Source organism: Pseudomonas sp. PLMAX (assembly GCF_046042685.1).
Lineage (GTDB): Bacteria > Pseudomonadota > Gammaproteobacteria > Pseudomonadales > Pseudomonadaceae > Aquipseudomonas > Aquipseudomonas putida_AE.
Genome location: NZ_CP064950.1, coordinates 639,773 through 665,133 on the forward strand (window position 1 = coordinate 639,773; position 25,361 = coordinate 665,133).

Below are 25,361 nucleotides of genomic sequence, written 5' to 3' on the forward strand. Positions count from 1 at the left end.
TTATTGTTCCTTGTCGAAAACGCTTCTAGCTCTACGGATTTCCGTCGAGAAGACGGACTCAATTGTTCCGCCCTTCCTCTCACCATTCACAGAGACCGTGATGTACGGAGTAGGGGAGACCTTGTAGAGGTATCTGCCCGTAGGTGAAACGGAGCTACTGATTGGAGGCGGTAACAGCAACCGGCCAGGCAGCGCGAGGTAGAGGTATGAACCGTCGTACCAGGACTCTGCATTCGGGATACCCGCTACGCGCAGCGGCTTACTGCCGGCAGGCGCGTTACCCCCTTGCAACCTTACGAGCTCAGGTGACACGTTCTCGATCTCGTTTTGATAGATCGGCATGATCTCGGCGTTAGGCCCAAGACGAGGCAGTGTTACCGTCATACGCCCATCGACCGTAGACTCCGTGCCCTGCAGCAAAACAGGAATCGAAGCTGATAGGCCTTCCAGGACTACAGAAGCGTTGGACTGCTTGTAATTTCGACTGAGGGTAAAAGAGGCGATGTGCCTGGTCTCACCCATGATGCGCTTGGAGAACGATTCACTATCGCCGACGACACCATCCTTACGGATCGGCCAAGGTTTGCCAGAAGAATCGTAGAACTCGACCTGGGCCGAATAGCCTGGCGCGACGGAAATCGATAGGGGTTTATTGGCATCCGGATCATAGGTGATGTTACGAATCCGGAAGGAAGTATCGCCATTTATTGGCTCGTTCGTGGCCTTCTCGACCTTTGCGAGCTTTTTTCGCAGGGCGCTGATCTCATCCGGCTCAAGAGGCATTTCTTTGCGAATGACTTTCTCTTTCGCCTTGCGCACCTCTGAGATGTCGAGCAATTTCCTGAGATCCTTCATCTGCTCGGCCTCATAAAGAGTACCGGTCAGTGCGGATTTCTTACCCGCCGTCATGTCTTTATCCCAATTGCTGACATCGTTGGGATTGATCTTCAACTCTTGCTCAGGTCGTTCAGCGGCAGCAGCCCCCAGCGCCTTGTCGAAAGTATCGGCAGCATGCGAGAGCGTCCCATAAAGGGTTAAAGCCATCGCAATCACCAGCGGCGACTTACGCATCTAGTAGACCTCCGGATTGAACATTGGCAGTACATCGAGTGTACAAGCATAATGCTCGTCAATTTACATCAATCCTTTTTGGAAATAAAGAAATTAAAACCCCCGACTAAGCGGGGGTTTAAACAACTCAGAGAAAGAAACTAGCGATTTGTCATCACTATCTTGGCAATGCCCAATCCTTGTACGTTATCCAAGACCGAGCGGCGTTCTACAGCAACAGTGAATCGCACTTTCTTGGAGTACTCCTTACTCTGCGTTCTGAAGGTTAAGACCGCATCAGCCTGCATGCGCCAAGTGTAGATTCCGGTGTCAGGGGAGGGCGCCGGTTTCGCGTACAGGACAGGGGTATGGTCAAGAGTCAAACTCATGATCATTCTGCCATCATTAACTACGTCCATGTGCCCAGAGCTTTTCATCTCCGACAGGAACTGTTCACGACCGCTTGGCGTAAACCATTGCATCGTCGTTTCACTCAACCTGGTATTCATGTTGGTGAAGTTGAAGCTGAAAGTGTCGACCAGGGCATTCTGCATCCACTGCGCAACCACTTCATCTTTCTGGTTAGGTTGACCCAAGGGCCACAACTTAATCAGAGAACCGTTCTTGTCAGTGGCGAAGTACACGCGCTCGTTCTTGGCCGTAAAACCAAGATAAGCAACGAAGACCTGAAGCACCAGGGCAATCAAGGCGATGCCGGCAGCGACGTACATCTTCTTGTTGCCATCCCTGTAGTAGTCGTTGCGGTGCACAACGTCTTCACGCCCCGTAGACGGCGCAGGCCCCTTAGAAACAGGTGCCCCAGGCTGCCTGGCAGGAGGTCTGGCTTGCGCAGCAGCTTGAGGACGAGGCGCAGCAGGTTTGGACTGAGTGGCGACTGAGTCGCTCTTATTATTCATGCTGAGTAACCTGGATCGGAGGGAGATCAATGATTTGACCTTCCTGGGTTGTTATATAAGCCGTAGGGGAGGGAATCGTTAAGTAGGCAACCGCGCCCAGCAACAAGACCACAGAGCCAATGATTGTGCTCCAGTAAACGAGGCTGACCGAAAACCGGTAACGATCACGAACTTCCTCGAAGGTAGGTTGAGCCTCGATGTAATCACCAGCCTCATCGCTCATTTGCTTCAGGAAAGCTTCAGCAGCAGATTTTCTTTCTTTGGCGTCTTCCTGCGGGAAGAGTTGCTGCTTAACAGGCTTGGGTATCTTCATTCAAAGATCCTTCGTTCTTGTTCTTATGCTTGAAGAATACCACCAAGGCAGAGTTTAGTAATTCACAGATTAATCCATGGATTACAAAACCAAAAGTCACGCGCAATCCAACCGTGCATAACACCTGTAAATCCAAGCCTTTTCTGACGTGCAAACCTAACGAGCAACACGAAGATTTTCTGCACTCTATGAATGTGAGGAAAAATCCAATTCGCAGTCCCATTCTGCGACATTTAATTGGGTTCGCAGAGCATAAGTGCAGATAAATCAGGGTTTCGCAGAGGATGAGTGAGGTATTCCAGGAAGGTGATGCAGAGCTTCAAATCTTGGCAATAAACGAGTGCAAACCTGCCGGCTTTTCACGGAGAGTTTTTGATATTAAATTGATAGCTCAATGCCTGGAATTGACCTTCAGGATTTCGACTGAGAAGGGGTCATCGAGTAGAACGGTAGGTATGTATTGACACGCAGAGTCCGGGTGCGAGGTTTTTGAGGGTTTGCTGAGCGCTAAAGTCGATTCGCACTCGAAATGGGCCCGCTTAAAGCCAAAGGCGTCCTGCTTTGAGCCCGCATGGGCTCGTATGGAGCCGGTACTGGCCCAAGCCGAGCCAGCAGGTTTTAAACCGGAGAAAAGGAGCGGTGATCCTGGAGGGCCGCACCCTCATTTTAGTTATAATTTATATAATTCATACAATAATTATAAGACTTATAACCTACCCAACAGTTTGGAGAGCATCAAGTCGTGTTTTTTGGGCTTTTTGGATGGCGGCTTCTATCCCATCCTCTGAAATGGGGAATCTCACTCTTTTGGGCTTTCCTTCAGACTGGAAACTGGCGACCACATACAGCAAGCGCCCTCTGTGATAGCCATAGGACAAGCCAGGGGGAAGGGTTGGGAGCAAATCACCAGTCTCAGGGTGTCTGTGCTCCTTCTTGACCTTACGACGCTTAAGCTGGTGAACCCGCTCCATAACGGGAATACCAAACCTTCGCAGATGCTCCTGGTCTCTCCATACCCTGGCAGCTGCTTTGGCGTCGGCAAGGGTTCTGTAGTTGCGGATAGGGAAATGCTGGAGGGAGGGTTGATCATCCCCACGCTCAATCTTGATCCTAACGGTTCCCTCGCACACCGTTAGGTATTTATCGCTGACTGAGCCACCTTCAGGCATGTTACTGGGCATCGACAGTCCTCTCTGGGTTCAGAGCCATGTTTGCCATATCGTCGTAACCGACCCCTGAACCGAGCTCAAGGACTTCGCGATCACCTACCAGGAGGGTTGGAACCCCTTTAAGGTCGATGCTGCTGGAGAGGGCCTTGGAGGCTTCGATCTTGTAATTGACCTGCGGAGAGTCGATCAGGGACATAACCTGACCGACATCAGCAGCAAAGGCGGAGTTCGACTGGCTCTCTACGGAGAGAATGCCACTGGCAAGGAGGCGCTGAAGCTCGTCAGGGGTTCGAGGGAGGTTAGCTTGGATCGCCTTCATCATTCTGATGTGGCCGGCCTGGCTGTAACCCAGAGCTTCGAGGGCATAGAACAATCTGGCGTGGAGTTCCCAGGTTGGATTCAGAGCAGCTGGGATGTAAGCCACACTTCCTGATTGGCCCTGGTCGGAGCCAGGGCTAGCCGTGGACGAAGCACCGATGTCCCTGATCCTCTCTTCTACCTTTAGGCAGTGAGCGCACCCGTACCAGAAGAAGAGGGAGGAGTCTGCCTCAGCTACGACCGGGGAGACGGTGCGAAAGTGCGAGGACGTGGACGTCGCTTCTTGGTTGGAGGCGGAGTAGCCAAGCCAGAACAAGCCACCCCCAACAATCATCATCGCGAGGCCAGCTGTCATGAATCGTTTTCCGCGACTTTTGCTCAAAGCAACATCCTCATTATTAACCGTCAAAGACTATCCAATAGTTGCCTAACTGACAAGTTAACAATGACTTACGAGGAACCAATTCGGCGCGTTAGCGCGGCTAGGAAGCCCAGCCACCGAAAATGTTAATTTGAAATCATTTTGAGCCATTCGGCGCGTAGCGCGGCTAAAGCTTCTGTGCTGCGCGGAGCGCGGCTCTGCTTTTTGCACTTCGGCGCGATAGCGCGGCTAGGGGCCCATGGGGAGACGGCTATCGAGAATTATTACCAACAAGCCATAAAGGGTGATGAGGGATGCCGAGAATCGGCCAGCCCGATGGGTCAAAAACACAACATGTAGCGTGGTATATCAAAACGGAAGTACGACATGTGGTGGGTTGCTCAAAAAACGAGCAGCGCGAACAGTATTTGAGGTCAAAATCTTAGCTGCAGCCTATCGGCTGCAAAGAATCCGATTACTTCCCGGCCCCTTGGGCCACCACATCCCCTCAAGCTCTCTCAAAAATTCCTAAACAAGATCAAAAGCTGAGATCCGTTGCTTCATGCAACGTGCCCGCCAGGGCAAATCTGTGTGATCGGAACGTAGTGCTTTGTTGTGTCAGGTAGGGAAGCGTCGTCTGGAGGAGAGCTGCTTGGATTTTGAAATCAATATATACACTCCGTTTTCAAAAAAAGAATTCAAGGGGGCCCCCTCAAAAATAATTGAAAAAAGATGAAAAAAGTCCGAATCAGGCTGAAAGTATGTCTCTAGAGGTGTACAATGATGTCAATCCACTATTCTTGTGGCCAGCTATCAGTGGTGAACGCAGCGCTCGATCCAGGAACGTAAATGACCTTTTCCAAGACCTCGTGTGAGGGTGAATTCGGCTCGGCAGAAATTCTGTCGATGCAGATCGCTCGCTGATCAGGTTCTCTACATCTCGAGCAACGCCCTGGCATGGCCAGGCTGCGAAATAGTTGGTGCACGACAGCACCTTGACCCTGGCCAATGAATTGGCGACCAGGTAGGAATTGATATTGTGGACATGACGTACGTAGATAAGCGCCTTCAACAGGTGACGGCTGGTATTGCGGCTGCCGGCTTGACGGTCGCCTCGGTATCCGCGAGATCGAGCATCCCCGACAACTGTGGCCCCTTCACGGTTATCTTTAACATCGGCGTTCTCGAGGGTGGCTCTCGTTATGGCGTCAGCATGCTAGGTCACGGAGTCATGGTGATCGAAGACTACAGCGGAGAGAGTCCGGTCATCCTGCGCCGGTTGTCGACCGCAGCCCAGGCCATCGACATCCTCCTGGCACTCACCCACAATAATCTCTTCGTTCACCTCGAAGGGAAGAAAGTGGCATGAAAGAGAATCTGTCTGAGGCTTTGGCTGTCAGGCTGGCTGAGATCTGTCTGGGCATGGGGTTGGATGACACGGACGAAGACCTGCTGTGGAAGTACGTGGCAAGTCTGGGTAAGGGAGCTCGCCTGGCCAGGCCGATTGCTGCGGTGCTGGATCAGAAGGCTGAGTTCGACCCGGTGATAGTCGAGGGGTACAACTGGAGGGCCACGATGCCAGAGCGCTTCTATACCCCAGAGAGAATGGTGAAATCCCGTTGGGGATTCGGTTTAAGGGCCAGAGGTACGATGGAATCTGGCAGCACCGGGCTGTACACCAGATCGGCAGAGGCCTACACCACCGATCTCACCCAGCGGCTGGGTAGGGCATGCTTCGAGAACTGGAGGGATGAAATCACTGCCTGCCTGCGTCCAGATGGCAGGAATTGGGAGCCGCCAACCGATCAAGACATCCAGCTCCAGCTCCACGTAAAGGTGGCTTCTTTGTCGGAGAAACTCCGTCAATTGATGTGAATCGTTGCCACGGCTTGGCTGGCTGGGGGACAATGGCTCTCAAAGAGGGGTGACGAACCCCGTTCTGATTTGTAATGGAAGTCCAGTTCCTGGATTTCCTTATTTTTTCTGGAGAGAGCAATGCTTACTTGGGATGAAACTGAAACCAAGGAACCCACCGCAGGCCAACAGCACGGCAAGATCGATGTCGTCAGCCTCGCAATGCAAAACCTGAACAACCTGGACATCGACGCCGGCGAGCAGGAGCTCGATGAGAGCTACAAAGGTCGCGTTGAGGTTGATCAGAAGCGCATGATCAATGCCCGCGCTGACGTAAACCAGCTTGTCCCGTTCAAGTATGAATGGGCCTGGCAGAAGTATCTGGATGGTTGCTCCAACCACTGGATGCCCCAAGAAGTGAACATGACCGCTGACATCGCCCTGTGGCGCTCAGCAGATGGCCTCAGTGAAGACGAGCGCCGAATCGTCATGCGCAACCTGGGTTACTTCTCTACCGCTGACTCCCTGGTGGCCAACAACCTGGTACTGGCGGTTTATCGACACATCACCAACCCAGAATGCCGTCAGTACATCCTTCGCCAGGCCTTCGAAGAAGCGATCCACACCCACGCATACCAGTACTGCGTGGAGTCCCTGGGTATCGACGAAGGCACCGTCTTCAACATGTATCATGAGGTTCCATCGGTAGCCCGTAAGGCTGCGTGGAGCATCAAGCACATGCAGGACATCAACGACCCGACCTTCAAGACCGGTACCGTTGAGGCTGATACCCAGCTGCTCAAGAACCTGATTGCGTACTACTGCGTTACCGAAGGCATCTTCTTCTACTGCGGCTTCACCCAGATTCTTTCGATGGGCCGTCGCAACAAGATGATGGGCGTCTCTGAGCAGTTCCAGTACATCCTGCGCGATGAGTCGATGCATTTGAACTTCGGCATCGATGTCATCAACCAGATCAAGCTGGAGAACCCGCATCTGTGGACAGCTGAACTCCAGGCTGAGGCCACCATGATGATCGTGGAAGGCACTCTGCTCGAGATCGCGTACGCCAAAGACACCATGCCTCGCGGTGTGCTGGGCATGAACGCAGAGATGATGGAGGAGTACTTGAAGTTCATTGCCAACCGTCGTCTGTCACAGATCGGCCTGGCGAATGCACTGGGTGAGGCCTCCAACCCATTCCCGTGGATGAGCGAGATCATGGACTTGAAGAAAGAGAAGAATTTCTTCGAGACGCGTGTCATCGAGTACCAAACGGGTGGAGCGCTGTCCTGGGACTGATCACCAGGATCTGATCCGCAAGCACCCTGGGCGAGAGCCCAGGGTTTTTTGTGTCTGGTTGGAGGGAAAAGCGTTGTTCGACATCCATCTGCAATTCAACGCAATGATTGGTGTGCACCGGGCGTGGGTTCAGAGCAGCTGGAGGGGAGAGGGCTGTGATGGTGGTAGCATTTTTGATTGGCATATATTGACAGCGTGTCAAAGAATCACTAATTTGCTCTAAAGGCTCCCGCTACCAAGGAGCCTTTTTTGTTGTTCGTAATCAGTTAATTTACTTGCTTTATTTTGAATGATAATGAATATTTCTTAATCGTCAACTGCCACTCAGAGGTTCAACTCTTTCCCGAGCTTGCGAATAATTCCTTCATCCACTTTTTGGCCCGGAATTACGTCACAAAGCGACATTCTTCCTTCGCTGTTCAGCTGGTAAAGCAAGGAGATATTTTTGTCTGTTGCCTGGGCAGGAATCACCCGCAGCACGACAAGGGCGTGATCACCAGAGCTCAGCTTGATGCTCGAGACGCGCACCAGATCAACGGAAGCCCCCGGTCTAGACAGCTCGGTGTTGAACTCCTTGTCGAAGCGATTACCCGCTACCTTGGCAACCTCGGCTTTCATCCCCTCAAAGCCATCCTCTGGAAGATTGATCAGCTCCTGGTAACCACAGCTGTCATCGATCTGCTCTGGGAGCTTGGTCGTAAGAATGTTCTTCCAGGAAACACCTTTCTCCCGATGCTGTGACATTTGAACTAAGAGATCTCTTGCGGCAGTTTGCGCGTGTCTTTCAGTTGCCTTTTCGAAATCACCGCTGTGAGCTCCAAATGGCAGCAAAAACAATGCTGTGAACAGGGTAAAACGCTTCATAAAGAGCCTAATTTACTTGACAAATTGGTGCTCCAATTTAGAATCAAAGCTACGAAATTACAAGTTTTAGGAAAGCGACCTGATGAGCGCCTCGAAAATCACCATAGCAGCATTTTCTGCCCTTTTTTTAGGGGGCTGTGCGTCTGGTGGATACAGCGAGCCGACTCGGATGGAAGCAGCCCGAGTGCTTGATGTGCACCAGGTTGCCAGCAATGGCAGCTGGGCTCCAGGCGCTGCAATTGGTGGGGTCGCCGGTATTTTGACAGGTGGTGGCCACTCAACAGAATCGAAGGTCATACGTGGAGCCGGAGGAGCCCTCATCGGGGCTGCCATCAACAAGGTTCTCACCACTGGCAACACCCATACCAGTCTTGTTCTCGAGACGGGTAAGGGTCAAATGATGCAGGTCGACCATGATGCCAGTGATTTGGTGCCGGGCGATTGTGTCGTAATCAATACACGATCTGACGGTGACGTCAGCATTCAAAGAACCAGTGCAACCCAATGCCAGTTCTGACAAGGATACGGAAATGAGCTCTACCATCAAATGTGAAATCCCCATCCAGGATGGGTTCGAGAAGCCGTGTACTGCGGTCTTCAACTCTGCCTGCGTGTTTCTGATCGCGGACGACATGCCACTGGGGGCTGAGCTCCCGGATGAATTCTTCGTGGAATTCGAAGGCAATCGCTTCAGCGTCCGCAAGGAAGGTGAAGAGCACGTGGTGCTGGACGAAGACAGGCCCGCGTTTACGGCACTGGTGTTCGGATGAAAGCTCATCAGCAGTCCTCGGGTCATATCGGCAGTACAAATGCGATGATCATGGAGCTGCTGGGCGGTCTTTCTGAAGACCAGGATCTGCCGGCGTTCAATCGGACAGCTGAAGCGATGACCTTTCACGGGAAAACCGCAACGGTGAGTTTCGACCTGAAAAATGCATCGGTGCAGATCTACTGCAAGGGTCAAAAAACTAGCGTTTACGACAGCCAAAATCCGAAACAATGCCAAAATATTGACTTCGCTGAGCAGCTTGGGATGGAGGCGATTTCTGAAATGATTGCTGCCACCAGTGCACAGTCGGAAAAAGGTCGCGCTTACATGCTGGCAAAGCTCGCCAAGCGTCCTTGGTAACCATAGGAGTGGTCTAAATGGGCTCTATTTCAGCAGCTGCATCGTCTGCCGGTTCATTACGGGCAGCGGTTTTTAACCACATGTGTGAGGTTTCTTGCCTCAGTGCGCATGCGGCCCACGAAATTCTAGGCCGGTTCCCGGAATACCGACCCGCCAAGGATGATCCAAAGCATGCATTTTGGAAGCAAAACGCTCGCGAAATGCTCCAGGAATTGCAGAAATGCGAGGAGGCCCTGGTTGGATCGATTCACTGATACCCACTACGCTCGACTCAAAAGCTCTTTTCAGGGCTTTTTTGCTGTCTGGTGGTTCGAAATTCACTGAATTGTTTGGATGTCATTACCAAACGACCGGTGAGAAATGGCAGCATCAGCGGGATCTTAAAATGCCATATCAGCCAGTACGGGCGGCGTTTTAGTCAGCCCGGTAACAGCATTGTCAATGCAGACATGAATTGAAAAGGGGTTGTATTTTGTTAAAGAAAGTTGCACTGATGGCACTCTGCTTTACTGCGTCAATTAATGCCTCCAGTGTGAGTGCCGAACCGCATTTTGCCGACTCATTCCAGGAGGCGAAGCGGCAGGTCATGAGGATCTACGGCGATCACCTGGTCGATCAGTACTGTGGTTGTACCTTCAACAGCAAGAAGCAGGTGGATCTGGCCAGCTGCGGCTACGAGCCCAGGAAGAACCTCAAGCGGGCCGAGCGTATCGAGATCGAGCATGTCATGCCCGCAGAGTCGATAGGCCGGCAGCATGCCTGTTGGAAACAGGGCGGAAGAGAGTTTTGTAACCAAACAGACAAGTCCTTCGCCAATGCTCACAACGACCTTCACAATTTCATGCCGGTCGTAGGTGAAGTAAATGGCGACAGGTCGAATTTTCGCTACAACGAGGTGCCACAGGGCTATGGGCAGTACGGTGCCTGCAAGTTCAAGGTCGACTTTGCTGGCCGTAGTGCAGAGCCGCCACCGAGCCTGAAGGGCGATTTGGCCAGGATCTCCCTGTACATGCGCGACCAGCACGGCATCAAACTGTCTAGACAGCAGGAGCAGCTGTTCTCAGCCTGGAACAAGATGGATCCGGTGGACAGCTGGGAACTGGAACGTGACCGCAGGATCGCTAGGATTCAGGGCAACAGCAACCCATACGTCACGGGCAAGGCCGCAGCCCCTGTCGCCCCGTCTGACCTCAGCAAGCCATTCCCGCAAGAGAAGCTGATCCTGACCCAGGCAGAGCCCGTAAAGGCTGCTACGGTCACCAAGGCTGTCGGGGGAGGGTGTGAGCAGCTGAAGAGCTGCAAGCAGATGAGCAGCTGTGAGGAAGCGAAGCATCAGCTGAACGTCTGCGGGAACACGAAGATTGACGGTAACCGCGATGGCGTACCGTGTGAGGCGCTCTGCCGGTAATTCTTTAGGGCAATAAAATACCCGGACTGTTCGCGACCCCAGTCCGGGTTCTATCTGTCTGCCCTGACAGAATACATTCCCTATGTAGCGAGATCAGCAGCCTTAAACGCTGACCTTCGCCTGGTTGGGCTTGGCAGCACCCGGCCTTTGAAAGTGAATTTTGATGACGTTATCGCCCATGCTGGTCGTCACGGCCTTGCCGTTGAACGCAGGATCCTGGGTTTTCTTGGCATCTTTGCTGCTGGTAATCTCACCGATCACCAGGTCTTTGAAGAGCGAGATAACACGGGTGTCGTCTTGCAGCCGGGAGGTATTGTTGACCAGTGCACGGGCCAGCAGCATCGACAGATCTTCAGGGTTTTTCCGCATGTCACGGCGGATGCCGGCAGCGAGTTTTGCTATCAGATCTTCGTGCTGACACATAGCGATCATGTCGCTGGACTTGAGCTGATCCTCATCAGACGGCTTGTTGATCAAGCTGTCGATCAACATCTCGTCCTTAATGGCCTGATCAGCCGCCTCCAGGCGGGATTCAGCGCCGATCTGGAGCAGAGACATCGACTCACGATAGTAGATCGCGATGCTGGCTAGCTGGGCGCGGGTGAGCTCTGCGTGATAGAGGTCACCGTCTGCCTCAAGCTTCTCAAGCTTATTGAACAGAGGGCCGAAGGCTTTTCCCAAGCCGGCCATCTGAAGCAGCACACGGTCACCGCCGAAATCGCTCTTTGAAGCTGAGCTCACGAACTCCGTGACCACCTCATTCATCGGCTTTAGGGTCTTGACGACCTGATTCATAATTTCGCGTGGGGCAGACATGTAAATCCAATTCATCCTGATTAGTTTTTGCTGCGGGGCGCTTCCTAGACCGTTCGTACGTGACGCCAATTATTCGCCGGTAAAACCTCGTGGCGTGATGCCAATTTAATGCCGGGTCGAAAAATATACCGAAGCTGTTACAGAGGGTCAAATAAAATTTCCGCGATGATGGAACTCATCCGGAGCCGCTCTGTCCAAGCCACCTTTTCCCAAAACTGACCACGAAGGTCAACTTTTTTCAAGAAAATGGTGACACGACCCATATGGTGCATTTATAACTATGTATTGACAACAACTAATAAAGGTTTTGCCTTCATGGCCAAAGATTTTGAGATTTCGCAGGTTGCGCAGGGCAACGGCATGTACATCGACATCCGTGGCAAGGAAGACGGTAAGTTCACCGCTTTCCTGGCCGATGTGGTCGACAACGTGCGTCAGCCTACCCGCATGGGCTTCCTGGATCTGGTCAAAACGGCCAATCCGTTCATGACCATCCGTGCTCCTATCCGCGAAGTCGGTGAAGACGGTCAGTTCCTGACCAGGCCCCGTCAGAAGGACGGGAAATTCATCGATGCCAAGGGCAAGCCAGTCGAGACCGAAGCCGAGGCCGGTCGTGAGTACGTCTACAAGACGCAAAAGGACGACTCCTCAAAGTTGGTTTATGGCCAGGTTGCCGTGATCAACGTCAAGAACACCAAGCAGGGCGGCGAGCCTACTGCTATGACGTTGTTCAACACCAAGGTCTACTCGGACGATGACGCCCTCAAGTGCGAGCGTGTCTACTTCAAGATGAGCCAGATTGACCAGGAGACCGATGCCGGCAAAGCTGAGCACACGGCTCTCAAGGCCACTCTGAACGGCATGCGCAAGGATCTGGGCGAGTGGAGAACCTTCTTCCTGGGCAAGGGTGCTGACACCCTGCGCGAGATGGGTTTCGAAATCCGCGAGCGCGAGAAGAACGACGGCCCATCACCGAGCTGATAGCCGTAGAGAAAGGGAGCCTCCGGGCTCCTTTTTTCTTTTCGAAAAAACAATGAATATGTATTGACCAACCGGTATAGCATCCCTATACTGTGAACCGTGAGCTGATGACAACGAATCAGCAGCTAGACGAAACCAACGCGAGGAACACCGTAATGTCTCTGAACATCCAAATCGTATTCGGCAACCTGACCAAGGCAGCTACCATCCAGAAGATGGGCGAGCGTGACAAGCTGTCCTTCACCATGGCCGACAACAACGGTGACTTCACCGAATACTTCCCGGTGTCCGTCTGGGGCAAGTCTGGCGCGTTCGACAAGGTTGCTGTGCACCTGGTCAAGGGCAAGTTCGTTACCGCCAAAGGTAAGCTGGTATGGCTGGAGCAAGGCGAGTCCAACGGCGTCAAGTACGACAACGTTCTCGTCGACTGCCTGGGTGCTCGTTCCGTCAAGCTGGGCCCGGATGGCAAGGGTGCTGAACCGTCGAAAGACAAGTCGCAGGACGCTCCAAGCCCACTGACCGAAGAGCAGCAAAAGCAGGCTGACGCGGCTCTGGCGCAGGCTCCACAGCCGGCTCCGGACGTTGACCTTGAAGAAGACGATATCCCTTTTTAGTCGATAATCATTCTCATTTGAGAATGAATCGAGTCTAACATAAAGCCCTGATTTTCAGGGCTTTTTTGTGCCTTGAATTCTGTGATTTACACATTTTTTTATCCGTATCCCTGGATCAACAGGTCAAAACCGAGCCAAACGATTGCCATTAATTGCTTCAGCCTGGGCAGTCGTGTATTTTTGAGAAAATAATGGTCAATTTATGCAATATGTTGTTGACCAACGAGTATAGGATCTCTATACTTTAATTGTGAGTCGGGAACAGACCTGACCATCAACCAACGCGAGCGAGGAGTTTCAATCATGGGTCAATTCACTATTCTGACTGGTATGGTAACCGACGGCACCCGCTGGAACGAAGCGGGCGACCAGGACGCGGTTAACTTCACTCTGGTGACCAGCGAATCGCGCAAGCGCAAAGACCCCAAGCCGGGTGAAACGCCGTACGAGCAGTTCCCTCAGTTCCACAAGATGGTGCGCTTCACCAAGAAGGGCTCCGGTGCCAAGCTGGCTGAAGCTCTGAGCAAGGGCCGCGCTGTGGAAACAGTGGGCGAAGTGCGTACCGGTAAAGATCGTCCAGGCGAAGACCGTGCCGGCAACAAGTGGATCTACCGCAACAAGCATGTTCAGGTAGAAGAGCTGAACTTCACCAACAAAGCGAAAGATCAAGCCGCTGCCTAATTCAAGGTAGCTGACCAAGGGGGTTGCCGAAAGGCTTCCCCCATTTTTGCGTTTTAAAGGAGATGTAAATGAGTCTGAAGAAAGCCCGTCCCCTGGTCGATGAGTGGCTGGCCGGTGATGATGCGAAGCGTACCAGCGTTGTGCAGTCGCTGAAGGGTTCCAAAGCCATGCTGGACTTCCTCCAGTGCCTGGGTGCGGTCGTTCCCCAGAAGAAGTAAGCACGGTACACGCCTGTTGCATTGCAGGGGGATCGCTACTACTGCGCAGCAGGCTACGCTCCAACGATGATGCGGTATTACAGAATCGAGTACACGAATGGCCTATATTGACAATCTTGACGAAAATGAACTTCGCATCACCGGTGTCATGGTGGGCGAATCCAAGACTTTCCCTCACCGCGACAACCTCCTTACCCTCAGCATCTCCGCCAGGTCTTACGGAAAAACCTTCTACGAAGACAAGCGCGAATCCCGTCGCGAGCGCCTGATGATCGAGCTGCATGACAATGCTGCCGAAAAGGCCGAGTACTACCGGGCCGGCGACATCCTCCACATCAAGGGCCAGCTGGTCACACGCCGGTGGGAAGACTCTCACAACGTGCAGCACATCCGTACCGTTATCGTGGTAGACGACCCTCGTAAGATCAACAAGATCTCCGAGCACCGTCCTCAAGCCTCCTGCGCCGTTGCAGAGCAAGACCAGGATCAGGACAGATCGGAATCCGATCAGGTTTAACTGCCTCCAGCTGATCAAGCCCCCTTGTGAAACATAAGGGGGTTATTGCCTTCCCCAATCGGTATATTCAAGGTATACTCATAACTCGTACCAACGCCGGGTTATGTCATGCTTACTCCCACACCTGCTGTAGACCTCATCGTTTCCTCACTTGTCGATGACCAGGGCGAGATGATCAGCGTGCGTTGCACTCCCCATGGGTTTATGGGGGATGTGATCACCCTGCGGTACAACCGCAAGCGTTCCGCTCCGATTGACCGTGGCCAGGTGAGCTTTGAGCACACCTCTATGCGTGATCCTCAGGTGAGCGAGTTAACAGCAGCTGCATGCTTCGTTGAAGCCTATGCCTTCCTGATTGACCTCGGGAAGTGGGTTGTTGATCAACGGCTGTCTGGTACCGGCGTACAGCGGATCGAGCAACTGATCCAGCGTATGGGTTCAATCGATCAAAAGGTGGCTTGATATGGCTCAGAAAGACCTTCCAACATCGTTCACCTGCACAGGGTGCAACCAGGTTCATGAGCTTGGTGCCTGGGTGTGTGCTCATTGGTATGAAACCATCACCCACAACTGTGACTGTGGTGCCAAGCATGACCTCCTTGAAGGGCTGGTTACCCGTGCAATCCTGCCCGAGCCGAAAGGCGATAAGGCTGCTTCGTGATGGAAAAGATCAAGCGCATCGAAGACTACGACCAGGTCATCTGCCTGGTGTCGAACGAGATGATCCTTACCCTGGATGTAGACAAGGCTCCGGATTCGGCTGTGTACCGTGTCACCCGTATCAAGTGCAAGAAGCTGGGTAAGCTCTATGAGACTACTGCCGGCAAGCGCATCAAGTTCGACAAGCTGATGAAGGTCAGCACCCCGTACTTCGAAGCCGTACCCTTTTTTGAGGTGTACTGCGAAGAGGGTGATGTAGAGACTGCGGTAGACATGCTTAAGCAGCGCCTGACCGCCATGGTGGAGAAGTGGCAGCACTACTTCGCTCACGTGGCTCTCAAGCTCGATAACGAGCCAAGAATTGTTCATCGCGACGAGCTTTAGCAGCGTTGACTAATGGCGCTGAGGCCGTAAGCTAGCGGGCTTGAGTCATTAAGAACCTGGAGCACGTTGTGATCAAATTGCTACCCATGGAATCGAGCACTCTCACCGGTGCTCTGGTCTCCAGTATTGAATTGGAAGGAAAGGGCGAGAGCAGGATTCTGCACTGCCTGATCCACAAATCCGGTGATAAGGGGACACTGTCCCTGGACTTGCCAAAGGTCATTCAGCACGGCGACCTGACGAAGATCGCCGATGAGCTGTACCGATACTCGAAAGCTCTAGAAGAGCAAACCAGTTAAGCCCAGGAGGGCGTTATGAGAATGCCAAGCAAGCCGCCAGTGTTGATCGCCGGCCAAGTCACTCTGTCTCACTTCGAGAAGCTGAAGAGCTTCGGTACCGACATTCGTAGCGAGAAGACAATCAACGCGCTGCGTGAGCACCTGGTTAATGGAACCCAGAAGACTAAGGCATGCAAGCAGCACTTGGCCTCACCATCCCAGTTCTCGGCCAACCTCAAGGTGATGCAAGAGGCTGCTCAGGCGGCTCTGGATCTGTTTGCCGAGGACTTTTATCGTACGCGGCTGGCAGGGCAGGAAAACGCCCAGGCTGCGACAATTTAGCCCATATATTTGTTGAAGGTACTTTAAGAGTACCTTATACTGCGCCGGCACCCACCACAGGATGCAGATGCACAGATTGGATGTTGGTGACTGGGGTTGAAAGACTATCGCGACCAGGGCACCGAGGGGTTCAAATCCCGACATCACGTAAGCAGCGCTGGGGAGTAACCGCTCCAAAGTGCTATGAAATTGTCAATCGCGTTGGCATATGCTTGGGGTTGATTATTGACCCACACATGACTTTTTGTCGTTGAGCCCTATAGTTCAGTCATCTCTATAGGGCTCTTTTTTTGTCTGACGGAAACAAATACCAAAAAATGCAAAAAACCTGATGAATTGACATCAAAACATTTGACAACAATTCAATATATACATATATTTGCCACCACTTAGCGGCAACAAGCCGCACTAACCAACGCGTATGTCGAGGATGACACAATGAGCTTGATCAACGAATACAAAAGCACCGAAGCAGCAATCAAAGAACTGGAAGCACGACTGGCTGCGATGAAGCCTGGCGTGGCACCAATCATTGAAATCGTTGATTTGGTTAAGAGCGAATGTGCTGATAAGCAAATTGCTCTGCGAGACATCGCTCTGGCTCTGTGCCCGGAGCTGGCGAACCGTAGCGCCAAGGCAGCTGTAACCGAGAAGGCAACTCGTAAAGTACGCGTTGTTAAGGTTTACAAAAACCCGCACAACGGCGAAGTCGTAGAAACCAAAGGCGGCAACCACAAAACTCTGAAAGAGTGGAAACTGAAGTGGGGCGGCGACGTGGTTGAAGGCTGGGTACAGAAGTAATTCAAGTTTCAAGCAAAAAGGCCCTTCGGGGCCTTTTTTGTTTTTAAAATTCGGTGCCTGGGCATTCATTCTGCAACTCACATGGCTGTGTTAATCTGGTGTGGGACATAGGCATCAGCCAAGAGGATCGAAGTGATGAATGTAGTTGCCCATGCAATTGGAATTGAGGGGCTAGGGGAGAGCTCTGCGGCCCCTGACGATCTCATGAGGGCGAATGTCTTCATCAAGAAGCTCATTCAGCAGCACTACGCAGCTGTGGCTGATCAATGCGCTGCTCTGACCTCACAGCCCGGCTCAGAGCCTCACACTCGCCATGCAATGGCCAAGGTTCTCGGCCAGCTCCAGGTCATGCGAGAGATCGGGGATCACTATCAACGCAAAGTCATCACCCGCAAGGGGCTGGTTACCGGTCTGGATGCAATCAAGGCGTGCATGGGGTTCTGGATCGAGGATCTTCAGTCCTTGCTCACTATCAGCCCAACAGCCAAGCCTCATGAGCTCCTGGGAGCGTTGCCAGCAGAGATGGCCAAAGACCAGGAGGAAGAACACACAATCATGAATGCCCAGCTGCTGAGCATTTATGGGGAGATGCTGGAATCGTCCCGTGGGTGGCTGGCCACCGAGGTCGGGTAAAACCAGGGAACAGCAAAAAGGCCTCTCGCGAGGCCTTTTTTGTGGATGGTCGGTTAGTGCATCACAACATCGGGTTCAGCAGCTTCAAGCTGCGCCCGTACGAGCTCACGCTCGCAATGGATCACTGGGCGACCACCGATCAGCCCACCTTCAGAAAACGCCTGGCTGATGGACTCGGAGCGCTTCTTGACGGCGCTCAGTACGTCATCAAGGCTTTTCAGCTGGCCAGACTGGATGGCTGCTGCGATATCGCAGGATTCCATCATTCGCCCGTACATCTCGTCGACGTCGTCTTTCTTGATCTTCATGTTTCTCGGTACCGACACGACAGGAGCCGTGTTTACGCATGACTGGTTTTTGTGGACAAAAAAGCCTGCGAGAGACTTTATCTGTAGCTCGGCGTCTTCGGCGCCTTAAGGGGCGACTGCCCTCCAAGGATCACCAGGTCTTTTGAATCCACTTTTGAGCCGGGTTCTTGATCTCGTCCTCAACAGCGTCGGCAAAGGCGAGCATCTTGGCAGCCAGGGCTCTAACTTCTTCCAGATTGGTGCGAGTTGGAATTTTCAGATCGACCACAGCAGTATCGAGCGCTCCGTCGACCATGAACGTGTGTTGCAGGACGGTTTTATCCTTGCCCTTGATGCTGACTTGCGCACTCAGAGTGCCGAGAACGTTGCCGCTGGGCTCACCAAACATTGTTTTACTGATCACTTGCCAGCCTCCTGGTTTTCCATGGCCCTGAGAGCTGCAACATCCAAAGCTGTTTGAGGGTCGAGTGTAAAGCTAATGACTCGATCATACGACTCTCGGAATTCACGATAGAATTTCATGAACTCTTCTTTTGGCATGCGAGTGGTTTGAGCACCTTTCATTACTTTCCACCCATCATTGAGATCTTGTTCCACATAAAGCCCATAAGATCCTCGGAATCGATGGTGATGCTGTGATAAGGGCGATCACCATAGAGATCCACAAGCACTTTCCAAGTTCCATCTTCATCATCGTGATGAATGGAAATGACAATAGGTTCATCAGGGATGCAGAGATTTTCATGGTTTGCCTTCAGGTAACTGAGGACAAGGCCATTGAATCCAGGAAGTTCTTGCGGCATGGGTGCACTCCGATTGCTTTGATTCATTCGTCTTCTGCCATCAGGGCTGCCTGGTACCCATTCAAGTACTCCTGGCCAAAGACACTTTTGTCTGGTGGGCTGGAAGGGCGGTTTGCTCGCGCATCGCTCCATCCATCAGCGTAGAAAGTGCTGTCTGTGGTAATAGGGGCAACAACAGGCTTGAAGTCTGTATGCCTTATTCCAGAGCTGCGGAACACAGTTTCAGGGCTTGCTGTTGCAACAGCGATCTCATGAGCATCTTCACTGGTGACCCAGTAGTCCCGCAGGGTGGTCACAGAGCGACCCAGGAGCTCAGCTGCACGCTTGCGAGTGGGAGCTGCGACGATGGTAGGCCGTTGGACACCGATGACCTTGATCAAACCTGAGAAGACTTTCAGCTTCATTCGACTTACCTTCCTAGGGCCGAAGTGGATACGCGTGCAGCTATGTTAGTGGTATACCCTGAAGGACACAATAGTCAAAAAGCAAAAAGGGCCCGTAATTTGGGCCCTTTTGGCGATGGCAATAACCCTTGATCGTTTTAGGCGACAGCGTTAGCGATGTGCTGAGAAGCGGCTCCTATTTTCTCATCCAGAATCTGGCGAGCAGCGAGAAGAGATGACCGGATCGTAATCCAGGCCGACTTCTCGTCTAAGTGGATACCATCTTCTGGACAGAAGTGTGGCGAGCACGGCGTCTCTAGCGATTTCTTGAGCACGTACTTGTTGAGCCAATCCGGGTAGTTGAGGACGATGAATTTTTCTGGGGTCTCATCGCGGACAATCCAGACTTCTTGATGCAACTTCAACGACAATGGGCCGATGGCGGTGTTCTGATCAGGTGTAGTGGTAGGGGTCATCGCTCAGTCCTTTTTCTTCTGGGTTGGTGTTGCTTGTTCGATTGCATACAGCGCCGCTCGCAGCGCTGTTACGTCGCCGGCATCAACATCCAGGCGCTTCATCGTGTTTGGCTCGTAATCGCCTTCAAGAAGGTCTGCGAGGGGCTCAGCGGCCTTGATCAGGTTCGTGAAGAGACCAGGGAACGCGCCGGCCAAGGTGATCATCACCTGCTGAGCCTCCTGGGAGTTGAGGCGCAGCGACTCGGAGTGGCTACCGCGAGTGATCACCAGGCGCTTGATCGCGCTCTGCGTCAGTGCGAATTTCGATGCCTCTACCGACACTTCAAAGCCCTCACTGTCCAGGAAGCCTTCTTCGATGCCGCCGTTGCTCTTGTTGTCCATGCGAACCTCTGGGTTACTTGCGTTGGCCGTAGGGGCCGCGCAGCTTATTGTGCTTTGGAGGGCGCGTTTTCTCGCGCTTTTGCTTTTCTTCGAAATCTAGGCGCTCAGCCTCAAGCACTAAATCACGACGAATCATTCTCCGGCGATAACCGCCTGCGTAGGGGTTTTCGGTGAGGAAGAACATTGCTCGATCCTTCAGGTGAGTTTTCGAGGATATGTCGCTGGGCAATGCGCCGAGAGCTTGTCGAGGCCACCGGTAAAGGTGACGTCGTAATCCATGCCAAAGCAGACCTTGACGATGTGCTGCACGGTTTCAGTCGCACCATCGATGATGAGACGACCTTTGCCCAGGAAGGTGCCGAACAGCTCGCGCTGCTCTTGGGCCTTGAGACGGCCAGTCCATTGACCACAAACAGAGCCAGTCTTCTCCAGAAGGAAGAAGGCCAGGTTGGCTGCCATCTCGAACTTACCCATCGGTGACCCTCGCAGAAACTGGGGCCCGGCCAGTGCCAGGCGGCTTGTATTTCTTAATGGGTATATTAACACTATACCCTGAAATAACAAGCCTTCGGATCGGATTTTGCCCGTATTTATTTGGCTAATATTGTCTCAGCGAGGGCCATGGCGGAGTCGCTGTTTGTCATTGCGTCCTGCACTTCATTCCACTGCGGTTCGTTGAAGCCCGGCTTCGATGCTTGCAGGGCGCTGACTGCCGAACGCAGGGCCAGAAGCTGGCTAGCTGACTTGATCAGGAGCTCCAGGTTTTCCTCATTGCTCTCGCATAGCTTTGAAGCCGCGTTCTCAAGGGCTGACGAGATAGGCCCAACGGCCTCAGAGTCACCATGCTCCTCACTCCAGCACTGGCCAGCGGCAATGGATGCTGTAATCGCCTGGACTGCGACCAGCTCACCTGCCATCTCGTCAGCAGGGAGTAGGGGGCCCTGCCACTCGAACTCATCGTTGTTCATCTCGCAGATGTACTGCCAGCCGTCCTCGAAGTCACGACCCATTGGGGAGCCTGAGATGTTGACCATAAGGCCATCCGGAGTCTCAGCCACCTCAACGACAAACGCCTGGGTTTCGCCGGCAGGGCGGGCAAAGTAGGCGCCTGGAACGCCTGGCAGATTGGTAGTCCAAGAGGTGGCTGGAGCGGTCATGGTGGATCCCCAAATGAAAAGTGAGAGCGCGGTACTGCCAAAGGCCCAATCAAGGGCCAAGGGCGTGTAGCGGGATTGAGCGGGCCGGCCTGGATATCAGTCGATATCGTCGATCTTATAACCGGCTTCTTCCATCACCTGGGCGATCTCTTCCAGCGTGTCAGGCGTCCATGAAACGCCAGACATGAGTTCTTGGATCTTCAACAGTGCGTCTTCAGGGCTCATCGGTCTCTTCCTGTCTTGGGGCCCGGCTATACCAGGCGGTGTTGATCTCTTAGTGAGTATATTAACACTATACCCATAAGTTGACAGCAAAAAGTTACTTTTGACTCTTAAAAACTGAGCAATCCAAGCGCTATTTCTTCGCCGGCTTCGGTCAGCTCGATGCTCTCGGTGAAGGTGAACATGAAGGGCTCACCCTCAAGGCTCTTAAGCTCTACTGGCTCCTCAATCGTCTGGAAGCACAGCCCTTTCTTCTCCAGGCTCCGGAAGGCTCGCAAGGACGGCACGGGGTCGCCAAAACAGTCGGTGCCTGGTGTGTCATCGATATGGCTGACCAGGATGGATGATTCCCCCTTGAGCTTCAGCAGGGCGAATTGTTCTGCTCGGGTCAGTTTTACGGAGCTGGTCATCATGCCTGCCATCCTTAAGCTTAAAGTCCGGAGTGCTCTGGAACCCCAGTATTTTAGAGGGTTTCAGGGTATACCACAAAGTTAATTTGGCATGAATCGCCCGATCTGCTGGGCCTTGGGAGGGGGAATCGTCATGTTCTGGCGGAGCCAGGCTCGAGGGACTTTAAACAACCACCAAAACGGGATCAAAGTGCCATTCGACGAAGTTCGTGGCTATAGGGGCCGGGGGATCCGGCGACGGGATGTCGCCGGGCGGGCAATCATGCCCCGTGGGTGCTCTCAATCAGCGCACGCAGGGAGTTACCAAGCTCTTCCTCCTCTGGGGTAGGGGGAATGTCAAAACGCTCTGGGCGGCCTTCTAGGGCCAGTGCCAGCATCAGGGTCTTAAGTCTGCAACCTTTGCCGATGGTGGTGGCTGGGGGCAGCTTGATTTCGCACGGAAGCATGAAGTCGGGGCTGATGCCGGCCTCTGGTGCGTTAATGTGGACAGCTCCCTTGTTGCGGAGCCACTCCACCACAGGCCAGATGTCCAGCTTAAAGCGCTCCTCAAACTCTGCTCGGAGCGCCTCGATCTTCTGTTCCGGCGTCATTGCGCCTCCTTTGCCTGCTTTAGAGCCTCGCGGGCCAGGGTCACACAAGCCATGGTCTCAGCCCGTTCGGCATCGCCGTACTTGTCGACTGCGTACTGCCGGTTCATTTCGATGATCTTCTCCAAGGCTTCGGACAGAATCTGCTCGGGCCGGCGCTTTTTGGAGTAGCACTTCGGGTTGGTGCATTTGATCCGCAAGACCCCAGGTGAGGCCTCCAGTTGCATGCCTGGGGCATCACAAATCGGGCAATTGGTGGTAGCCATACTCAAACCACCGCCGTGAAGAAGCCGGGGCCGTATTCCACGGCGCAGGCGTTGATCTGTCGAACTGAGCAGGCAATCTTTTTGTCTGCCGGGCACGTGTACCGAGCGCAGTCTGGATGGCTGCAAACGGTCAAACCATCAGGATCTGGAGTGACGATGCCATTTTCCTCGGCGTATTGAATTACTTCCTTCAGGCGGACGATCACACTCTTGTCCAGGCGGCGGAACTCTTCAGTGTCCTCACGCTGCGACAGCAACCACAGAGCCTGTCTGAAGAGGCGGGCAAGCTCCTCCGGTGTTACAGAGTCGGGCCGACCACGGAACTCAACGAATCCCTTGCTGACTGGGCCAACTTGACGACGGTACTCATCATCAAGAACCGGGGCGCTCATGATGCGACCCCAAACGGTGAGCGCGAACTCTCTCTGTAAGTGAACCTTTGCCCACAAATCAGAGCAATAGGTCTGCTTGCTTGGGTGGGTCTTGTTCCAGGTTTCGAAGGCCTTTTGGGTGGTGAAGCCTCGGATGGTCTCCTCACAGGTGTTGCACATGGCAATGCCACCCGCTGCACCAACGTCGGCATGGCCCATCTTGCAGGGGTGCATATGCCAGTCGCGATCTGGGGATTCCTCCACCTGGGCAACCTCAGGGCTGGCTGGCAAGCCGAACTCGTTCTTGATGTCCTCGCAAAGCATCAAAAGCTGTGGGCCGTCCAGCGGGGACTCGCCGTTGTAGATCCCAAGGGACTTGGCCACGTCAGCAATCGCCTGGGCAAGCTTGTCTCGCTCGACAGCCATGGCATCGTAGTCAGATGCGGCAACCGCATCGATTTCGACTAGCGTGTGCCGTGTCGAGATCGGTTTAGAGGCGTCCGGGTTGCTTTGTACATCCGGGCGGACAGCCTTAAAGCGAAGTACGTCACCTGACATGGGCTTAGCCTCGAATCTGTTTGGGTTGCACGAGCAAGCGCAATTGCGCCAGTTCACGCTTGAGTTGGTCGCGCTCGTCTTTCAACTGGCGCAGTTCATCACGACGGATCGTGACGTAGAGGGTTAGTACTGGCTGTGCTGGCTGTAAAACGCCCATTTGCTCACCTCGCAGATGGTTGATCTTGTGTATACCGGCACCGGGCAGGGGTGCTGGTACTGCATATTCGCAGTATACCCTGAATATGAGCCCGGCGCAGCAATTTATGGCTATTGTTTTTTGGGTAAAGCGAGCCCAGGCGTTGCCTGGAAATGGCGATCCATATCGAACGGGCGCTGGGTGCGGCTTCAGGCTTTACCGCTTGCCATATCGAGGGCTGTACCGAGTTTGGTCTTCAGCTCCTGGGCAAGGGTGTCAACTTCTTGCAATGCCGCTTCCAAGGCCGCAGGGGATGTCTCTGGGGCGCAAAGGCTGATGATCTCTCTCAGGCGTGCAACTTCTTCCCAGAACCGCTTCAGGCGCACCGAGAAGGCTGGAGCCAGAACCCCGTGGGATTCATAGGCCGTCTTGGATTCGATGCCGTGAACCAAGTGATCACGCAAGGCCTCTTGAACCTTAGGGCTGGTGATCCCCGTTCCCTTAACGATCAAGTCAAAAACTTGATTCGTGAATGCGCCTGGGGTGGTGGCGGTGTTGAGGTTTACTCGCATCGTGGGTAACTCGCAAAGCAACGCTGCAGGGTTGGCCTGCAGCGGGGTAGAAGGGCGGGGCTTAAGCGGCTGTCTGTTCGTCAGCCACGTGGGTCGCTTCGCCTTCGATCAGCTCGCCTACAGGAGCATTTGCACCTTCGACCAGCTCTACCTTGGTTGCTTCACCGTCGATGACGTCGCCATCGTCTTCGCTGTCTTCAGCCTTGGCCTTGTCGAGGGTGGCCAGCAGATTTTTCAGCAAATCTTGATTGGCCTGCGTCAATGCTTTGAACGCTGGATCTTTAGATACAGTGCTGGCTGCGTCGTACAGATCCATGCTGACCTTTTTCATTGCCTTTTTCAGCTTGGCACCACCGGAATGCTTGCTGGTGGCTCGCTTGCTGCCAGCCAGTGCGGCACGGGCGAGCATCTTGCGCAGCACTTCAACCGCTTTCTCTGGGTGCTTCTGGAGCAGCTTGATTGCTTCAGTTGCCGAAATACGGTCTTGGATTACCGCGTCACGGACTTCCATCGGGCTGCTGACCAGCATGATCAGGTTTTCTGTGTACTGAACGCCAAGACCCATTTTGGTAGCAATCGCGTCGATTTCCCAGTTGAAGCGCAGCAGGCGTTTGCAGTTCAGACCCACCTCGAATGGGGTGAAAGGCATACCGGTGTTGCTGCGGTGCAGCTTGACGATCAGCTCTTCAAGAGTCGTGAAACGGTCTTCGGTAACGGCAGGGATGGTTGCCAGTTCCTTGCCAAGCGCAATTGCCTGCAACGCTGCCTTGGTACGGCAGTTACCGCCGCTGACGTAGTTCACGTCAACACCGTTTTCACGCTGGACGAACACGGTGATCGGCTGGTCGATGAAGAAACCGTTGACCATGATCGATTGGCACAGCTGGTCGATGTGGGCCTTGAGCTTCGGGGTGTCGATACGGGTGTTGAAGTCCGGCAGGAAGCGCAGGGTACGCGGGTCAACGTTCCACAGGTCGCGGCTGGAAACACCCTTCATGCTCTTCTTGGCGCTGCCTGGAATCAGCTCCCGGTCGAACGCTTCCATGCCAGCGATTTGCTGGAAGGTAGCGACTTCGGTGCCGTTTGCAGTGCTGATGGCGGAGCTGAGTTCGGTGGTCATT

General features: G+C 53.4%; 43 protein-coding genes and 1 pseudogene. 20 read left to right on the forward strand and 24 right to left on the reverse strand.

Translation table 11 applies throughout. The features are described 5' to 3' along the window. The 4 genes from DKB71_RS35805 to DKB71_RS35820 all read right to left on the reverse strand — a co-directional run bounded on the left by DKB71_RS35805 (nt 1) and on the right by DKB71_RS35820 (nt 4,122). Nucleotides 1–1,071 carry a DotH/IcmK family type IV secretion protein gene (locus DKB71_RS35805; protein ID WP_408601335.1) on the reverse strand — a complete coding sequence of 357 codons (1,071 nt, stop codon included), beginning with the start codon at nt 1,069–1,071 and terminating at the stop codon, nt 1–3. 140 nt (nt 1,072–1,211) lie between these two features. Continuing rightward, a complete protein-coding gene (locus DKB71_RS35810; protein WP_408601336.1) occupies nt 1,212–1,967 on the reverse strand; it encodes a DotI/IcmL/TraM family protein in 756 nt (251 codons plus the stop codon). Then, nucleotides 1,960–2,280 carry a hypothetical protein gene (locus tag DKB71_RS35815; RefSeq protein ID WP_408601337.1) on the reverse strand — a complete coding sequence of 107 codons (321 nt, stop codon included), beginning with the start codon at nt 2,278–2,280 and terminating at the stop codon, nt 1,960–1,962. The genes DKB71_RS35810 and DKB71_RS35815 overlap by 8 nt, the downstream gene beginning before the upstream one ends. Before the next feature lie 1,170 nt (nt 2,281–3,450). Beyond that, complete coding sequence (locus DKB71_RS35820; RefSeq protein ID WP_408601338.1) at nt 3,451–4,122, reverse strand: hypothetical protein; 672 nt, start codon at nt 4,120–4,122, stop codon at nt 3,451–3,453. 1,045 nt (nt 4,123–5,167) lie between these two features. Between DKB71_RS35820 and DKB71_RS35825 the strand changes: the two genes are divergently transcribed. The 3 genes from DKB71_RS35825 (at nt 5,168) to DKB71_RS35835 (ending at nt 7,284) form a co-directional block, all read left to right on the forward strand. After that, nucleotides 5,168–5,497, forward strand: a complete 330-nt coding sequence (locus DKB71_RS35825) for a hypothetical protein (protein ID WP_408601339.1) — start codon at nt 5,168–5,170, stop codon at nt 5,495–5,497. Beyond that, nucleotides 5,494–6,003: a hypothetical protein gene (locus DKB71_RS35830; RefSeq protein WP_408601340.1), complete on the forward strand. Its 510-nt coding sequence runs from the start codon at nt 5,494–5,496 to the stop codon at nt 6,001–6,003. Before DKB71_RS35825 ends, DKB71_RS35830 begins: the two co-directional genes overlap by 4 nt. A 120-nt stretch (nt 6,004–6,123) precedes the next feature. Then, a complete protein-coding gene (locus DKB71_RS35835; protein WP_408601342.1) occupies nt 6,124–7,284 on the forward strand; it encodes a ribonucleotide-diphosphate reductase subunit beta in 1,161 nt (386 codons plus the stop codon). A gap of 324 nt (nt 7,285–7,608) precedes the next feature. Here the strand turns inward: DKB71_RS35835 and DKB71_RS35840 are convergent, their stop codons facing one another. After that, a complete protein-coding gene (locus tag DKB71_RS35840; RefSeq protein ID WP_408601343.1) occupies nt 7,609–8,148 on the reverse strand; it encodes a hypothetical protein in 540 nt (179 codons plus the stop codon). Nucleotides 8,149–8,230: 82 nt separating this feature from the next. Here DKB71_RS35840 and DKB71_RS35845 point away from each other — a divergent pair, with 82 nt between their 5' ends. The 5 genes and pseudogenes from DKB71_RS35845 (at nt 8,231) to DKB71_RS35865 (ending at nt 10,685) form a co-directional block, all read left to right on the forward strand. Then, nucleotides 8,231–8,665, forward strand: a complete 435-nt coding sequence (locus tag DKB71_RS35845; RefSeq protein ID WP_408601344.1) for a hypothetical protein — start codon at nt 8,231–8,233, stop codon at nt 8,663–8,665. Nucleotides 8,666–8,678: 13 nt separating this feature from the next. Further along, nucleotides 8,679–8,918, forward strand: a complete 240-nt coding sequence (locus tag DKB71_RS35850; protein WP_408601345.1) for a hypothetical protein — start codon at nt 8,679–8,681, stop codon at nt 8,916–8,918. Continuing rightward, the gene (locus DKB71_RS35855) at nt 8,915–9,277 is read left to right on the forward strand and encodes a hypothetical protein (RefSeq protein ID WP_408601346.1); all 363 of its coding nucleotides are present in this window, start codon (nt 8,915–8,917) and stop codon (nt 9,275–9,277) included. The genes DKB71_RS35850 and DKB71_RS35855 overlap by 4 nt, the downstream gene beginning before the upstream one ends. Nucleotides 9,278–9,770: 493 nt before the next feature. Then, nucleotides 9,771–10,430 (forward strand): annotated as a pseudogene (locus tag DKB71_RS35860) (endonuclease); the annotation flags it as partial. Between the two features lie 135 nt (nt 10,431–10,565). Further along, a complete protein-coding gene (locus DKB71_RS35865; RefSeq protein ID WP_408602308.1) occupies nt 10,566–10,685 on the forward strand; it encodes an excalibur calcium-binding domain-containing protein in 120 nt (39 codons plus the stop codon). 102 nt (nt 10,686–10,787) lie between these two features. Here DKB71_RS35865 and DKB71_RS35870 read toward each other — a convergent pair whose 3' ends face one another. Further along, the gene (locus tag DKB71_RS35870) at nt 10,788–11,480 is read right to left on the reverse strand and encodes a hypothetical protein (RefSeq protein ID WP_408601347.1); all 693 of its coding nucleotides are present in this window, start codon (nt 11,478–11,480) and stop codon (nt 10,788–10,790) included. 336 nt (nt 11,481–11,816) lie between these two features. On the opposite strand from DKB71_RS35870, the gene DKB71_RS35875 reads away from it, so the two are divergent. From DKB71_RS35875 to DKB71_RS35930, 12 genes are all read left to right on the forward strand, one after another. After that, nucleotides 11,817–12,482: a hypothetical protein gene (locus tag DKB71_RS35875; RefSeq protein WP_408601348.1), complete on the forward strand. Its 666-nt coding sequence runs from the start codon at nt 11,817–11,819 to the stop codon at nt 12,480–12,482. A gap of 155 nt (nt 12,483–12,637) precedes the next feature. Further along, on the forward strand, nt 12,638–13,096 hold the full coding sequence (locus DKB71_RS35880) for a hypothetical protein (RefSeq protein WP_408601350.1): 459 nt from the start codon (nt 12,638–12,640) through the stop codon (nt 13,094–13,096). A 303-nt stretch (nt 13,097–13,399) separates the two neighbouring features. Further along, the gene (locus tag DKB71_RS35885; RefSeq protein WP_408601351.1) at nt 13,400–13,777 is read left to right on the forward strand and encodes a hypothetical protein; all 378 of its coding nucleotides are present in this window, start codon (nt 13,400–13,402) and stop codon (nt 13,775–13,777) included. 68 nt (nt 13,778–13,845) lie between these two features. Further along, nucleotides 13,846–13,995, forward strand: a complete 150-nt coding sequence (locus tag DKB71_RS35890; RefSeq protein WP_408601352.1) for a hypothetical protein — start codon at nt 13,846–13,848, stop codon at nt 13,993–13,995. A 97-nt stretch (nt 13,996–14,092) separates the two neighbouring features. Then, a complete protein-coding gene (locus DKB71_RS35895) occupies nt 14,093–14,512 on the forward strand; it encodes a single-stranded DNA-binding protein (RefSeq protein WP_408601353.1) in 420 nt (139 codons plus the stop codon). 108 nt (nt 14,513–14,620) lie between these two features. Further along, nucleotides 14,621–14,974 carry a hypothetical protein gene (locus DKB71_RS35900; RefSeq protein ID WP_408601354.1) on the forward strand — a complete coding sequence of 118 codons (354 nt, stop codon included), beginning with the start codon at nt 14,621–14,623 and terminating at the stop codon, nt 14,972–14,974. A gap of 1 nt (nt 14,975) precedes the next feature. Continuing rightward, nucleotides 14,976–15,173 (forward strand): hypothetical protein, encoded by a 198-nt coding sequence (locus DKB71_RS35905; protein WP_408601355.1) that lies wholly within the window; start codon nt 14,976–14,978, stop codon nt 15,171–15,173. Beyond that, a complete protein-coding gene (locus DKB71_RS35910; protein WP_408601356.1) occupies nt 15,173–15,556 on the forward strand; it encodes a hypothetical protein in 384 nt (127 codons plus the stop codon). The genes DKB71_RS35905 and DKB71_RS35910 overlap by 1 nt, the downstream gene beginning before the upstream one ends. Before the next feature lie 68 nt (nt 15,557–15,624). Continuing rightward, nucleotides 15,625–15,855, forward strand: a complete 231-nt coding sequence (locus DKB71_RS35915; protein ID WP_408601357.1) for a hypothetical protein — start codon at nt 15,625–15,627, stop codon at nt 15,853–15,855. A gap of 15 nt (nt 15,856–15,870) precedes the next feature. Then, nucleotides 15,871–16,176 carry a PapB/FocB family fimbrial expression transcriptional regulator gene (locus DKB71_RS35920; protein WP_408601359.1) on the forward strand — a complete coding sequence of 102 codons (306 nt, stop codon included), beginning with the start codon at nt 15,871–15,873 and terminating at the stop codon, nt 16,174–16,176. Between the two features lie 438 nt (nt 16,177–16,614). Then, entirely contained in the window at nt 16,615–16,977 is a 363-nt protein-coding gene (locus DKB71_RS35925; RefSeq protein WP_408601360.1) for a histone-like nucleoid-structuring protein, MvaT/MvaU family, read from the forward strand. 135 nt (nt 16,978–17,112) lie between these two features. Beyond that, nucleotides 17,113–17,610, forward strand: coding sequence for a hypothetical protein (locus DKB71_RS35930; RefSeq protein ID WP_408601362.1), 498 nt, complete (start codon nt 17,113–17,115; stop codon nt 17,608–17,610). A gap of 53 nt (nt 17,611–17,663) precedes the next feature. Here the strand turns inward: DKB71_RS35930 and DKB71_RS35935 are convergent, their stop codons facing one another. The 18 genes from DKB71_RS35935 to DKB71_RS36020 all read right to left on the reverse strand — a co-directional run bounded on the left by DKB71_RS35935 (nt 17,664) and on the right by DKB71_RS36020 (nt 25,360). Continuing rightward, the gene (locus DKB71_RS35935) at nt 17,664–17,918 is read right to left on the reverse strand and encodes a hypothetical protein (RefSeq protein WP_408601363.1); all 255 of its coding nucleotides are present in this window, start codon (nt 17,916–17,918) and stop codon (nt 17,664–17,666) included. Nucleotides 17,919–18,048: 130 nt separating this feature from the next. After that, the gene (locus tag DKB71_RS35940; RefSeq protein ID WP_408601364.1) at nt 18,049–18,321 is read right to left on the reverse strand and encodes a hypothetical protein; all 273 of its coding nucleotides are present in this window, start codon (nt 18,319–18,321) and stop codon (nt 18,049–18,051) included. Continuing rightward, nucleotides 18,318–18,482 carry a hypothetical protein gene (locus DKB71_RS35945; protein WP_408601365.1) on the reverse strand — a complete coding sequence of 55 codons (165 nt, stop codon included), beginning with the start codon at nt 18,480–18,482 and terminating at the stop codon, nt 18,318–18,320. The genes DKB71_RS35940 and DKB71_RS35945 overlap by 4 nt, the downstream gene beginning before the upstream one ends. Next, on the reverse strand, nt 18,482–18,721 hold the full coding sequence (locus DKB71_RS35950; protein WP_408601366.1) for a hypothetical protein: 240 nt from the start codon (nt 18,719–18,721) through the stop codon (nt 18,482–18,484). Before DKB71_RS35950 ends, DKB71_RS35945 begins: the two co-directional genes overlap by 1 nt. A gap of 23 nt (nt 18,722–18,744) precedes the next feature. Then, the gene (locus DKB71_RS35955) at nt 18,745–19,125 is read right to left on the reverse strand and encodes a hypothetical protein (protein WP_408601367.1); all 381 of its coding nucleotides are present in this window, start codon (nt 19,123–19,125) and stop codon (nt 18,745–18,747) included. Between the two features lie 137 nt (nt 19,126–19,262). Then, nucleotides 19,263–19,580, reverse strand: coding sequence for a hypothetical protein (locus tag DKB71_RS35960; RefSeq protein WP_408601368.1), 318 nt, complete (start codon nt 19,578–19,580; stop codon nt 19,263–19,265). A gap of 3 nt (nt 19,581–19,583) precedes the next feature. After that, nucleotides 19,584–19,961, reverse strand: a complete 378-nt coding sequence (locus DKB71_RS35965) for a hypothetical protein (protein WP_408601369.1) — start codon at nt 19,959–19,961, stop codon at nt 19,584–19,586. A 13-nt stretch (nt 19,962–19,974) separates the two neighbouring features. Further along, on the reverse strand, nt 19,975–20,145 hold the full coding sequence (locus tag DKB71_RS35970) for a hypothetical protein (protein WP_408601370.1): 171 nt from the start codon (nt 20,143–20,145) through the stop codon (nt 19,975–19,977). An 11-nt stretch (nt 20,146–20,156) separates the two neighbouring features. Next, the gene (locus DKB71_RS35975) at nt 20,157–20,435 is read right to left on the reverse strand and encodes a hypothetical protein (RefSeq protein WP_408601371.1); all 279 of its coding nucleotides are present in this window, start codon (nt 20,433–20,435) and stop codon (nt 20,157–20,159) included. A gap of 116 nt (nt 20,436–20,551) precedes the next feature. After that, complete coding sequence (locus DKB71_RS35980) at nt 20,552–21,118, reverse strand: hypothetical protein (RefSeq protein WP_408601372.1); 567 nt, start codon at nt 21,116–21,118, stop codon at nt 20,552–20,554. A gap of 96 nt (nt 21,119–21,214) precedes the next feature. Next, nucleotides 21,215–21,343 (reverse strand): hypothetical protein, encoded by a 129-nt coding sequence (locus DKB71_RS35985; RefSeq protein ID WP_408601373.1) that lies wholly within the window; start codon nt 21,341–21,343, stop codon nt 21,215–21,217. A gap of 107 nt (nt 21,344–21,450) precedes the next feature. Then, nucleotides 21,451–21,753, reverse strand: a complete 303-nt coding sequence (locus DKB71_RS35990; RefSeq protein WP_408601375.1) for a hypothetical protein — start codon at nt 21,751–21,753, stop codon at nt 21,451–21,453. Nucleotides 21,754–22,010: 257 nt separating this feature from the next. Next, nucleotides 22,011–22,340, reverse strand: coding sequence for a hypothetical protein (locus DKB71_RS35995; RefSeq protein WP_408601376.1), 330 nt, complete (start codon nt 22,338–22,340; stop codon nt 22,011–22,013). Further along, nucleotides 22,337–22,603, reverse strand: a complete 267-nt coding sequence (locus DKB71_RS36000; protein ID WP_408601377.1) for a hypothetical protein — start codon at nt 22,601–22,603, stop codon at nt 22,337–22,339. Before DKB71_RS36000 ends, DKB71_RS35995 begins: the two co-directional genes overlap by 4 nt. 2 nt (nt 22,604–22,605) lie before the next feature. Next, the gene (locus tag DKB71_RS36005) at nt 22,606–23,532 is read right to left on the reverse strand and encodes a hypothetical protein (protein ID WP_408601378.1); all 927 of its coding nucleotides are present in this window, start codon (nt 23,530–23,532) and stop codon (nt 22,606–22,608) included. A gap of 4 nt (nt 23,533–23,536) precedes the next feature. Continuing rightward, a complete protein-coding gene (locus DKB71_RS36010) occupies nt 23,537–23,689 on the reverse strand; it encodes a DUF6026 family protein (RefSeq protein WP_408601379.1) in 153 nt (50 codons plus the stop codon). A gap of 188 nt (nt 23,690–23,877) precedes the next feature. Further along, nucleotides 23,878–24,240: a PapB/FocB family fimbrial expression transcriptional regulator gene (locus DKB71_RS36015; RefSeq protein WP_408601380.1), complete on the reverse strand. Its 363-nt coding sequence runs from the start codon at nt 24,238–24,240 to the stop codon at nt 23,878–23,880. Nucleotides 24,241–24,301: 61 nt separating this feature from the next. Beyond that, nucleotides 24,302–25,360, reverse strand: a complete 1,059-nt coding sequence (locus DKB71_RS36020; RefSeq protein ID WP_408601381.1) for a hypothetical protein — start codon at nt 25,358–25,360, stop codon at nt 24,302–24,304. Between the last annotated feature and the right edge of the window lies 1 nt (nt 25,361).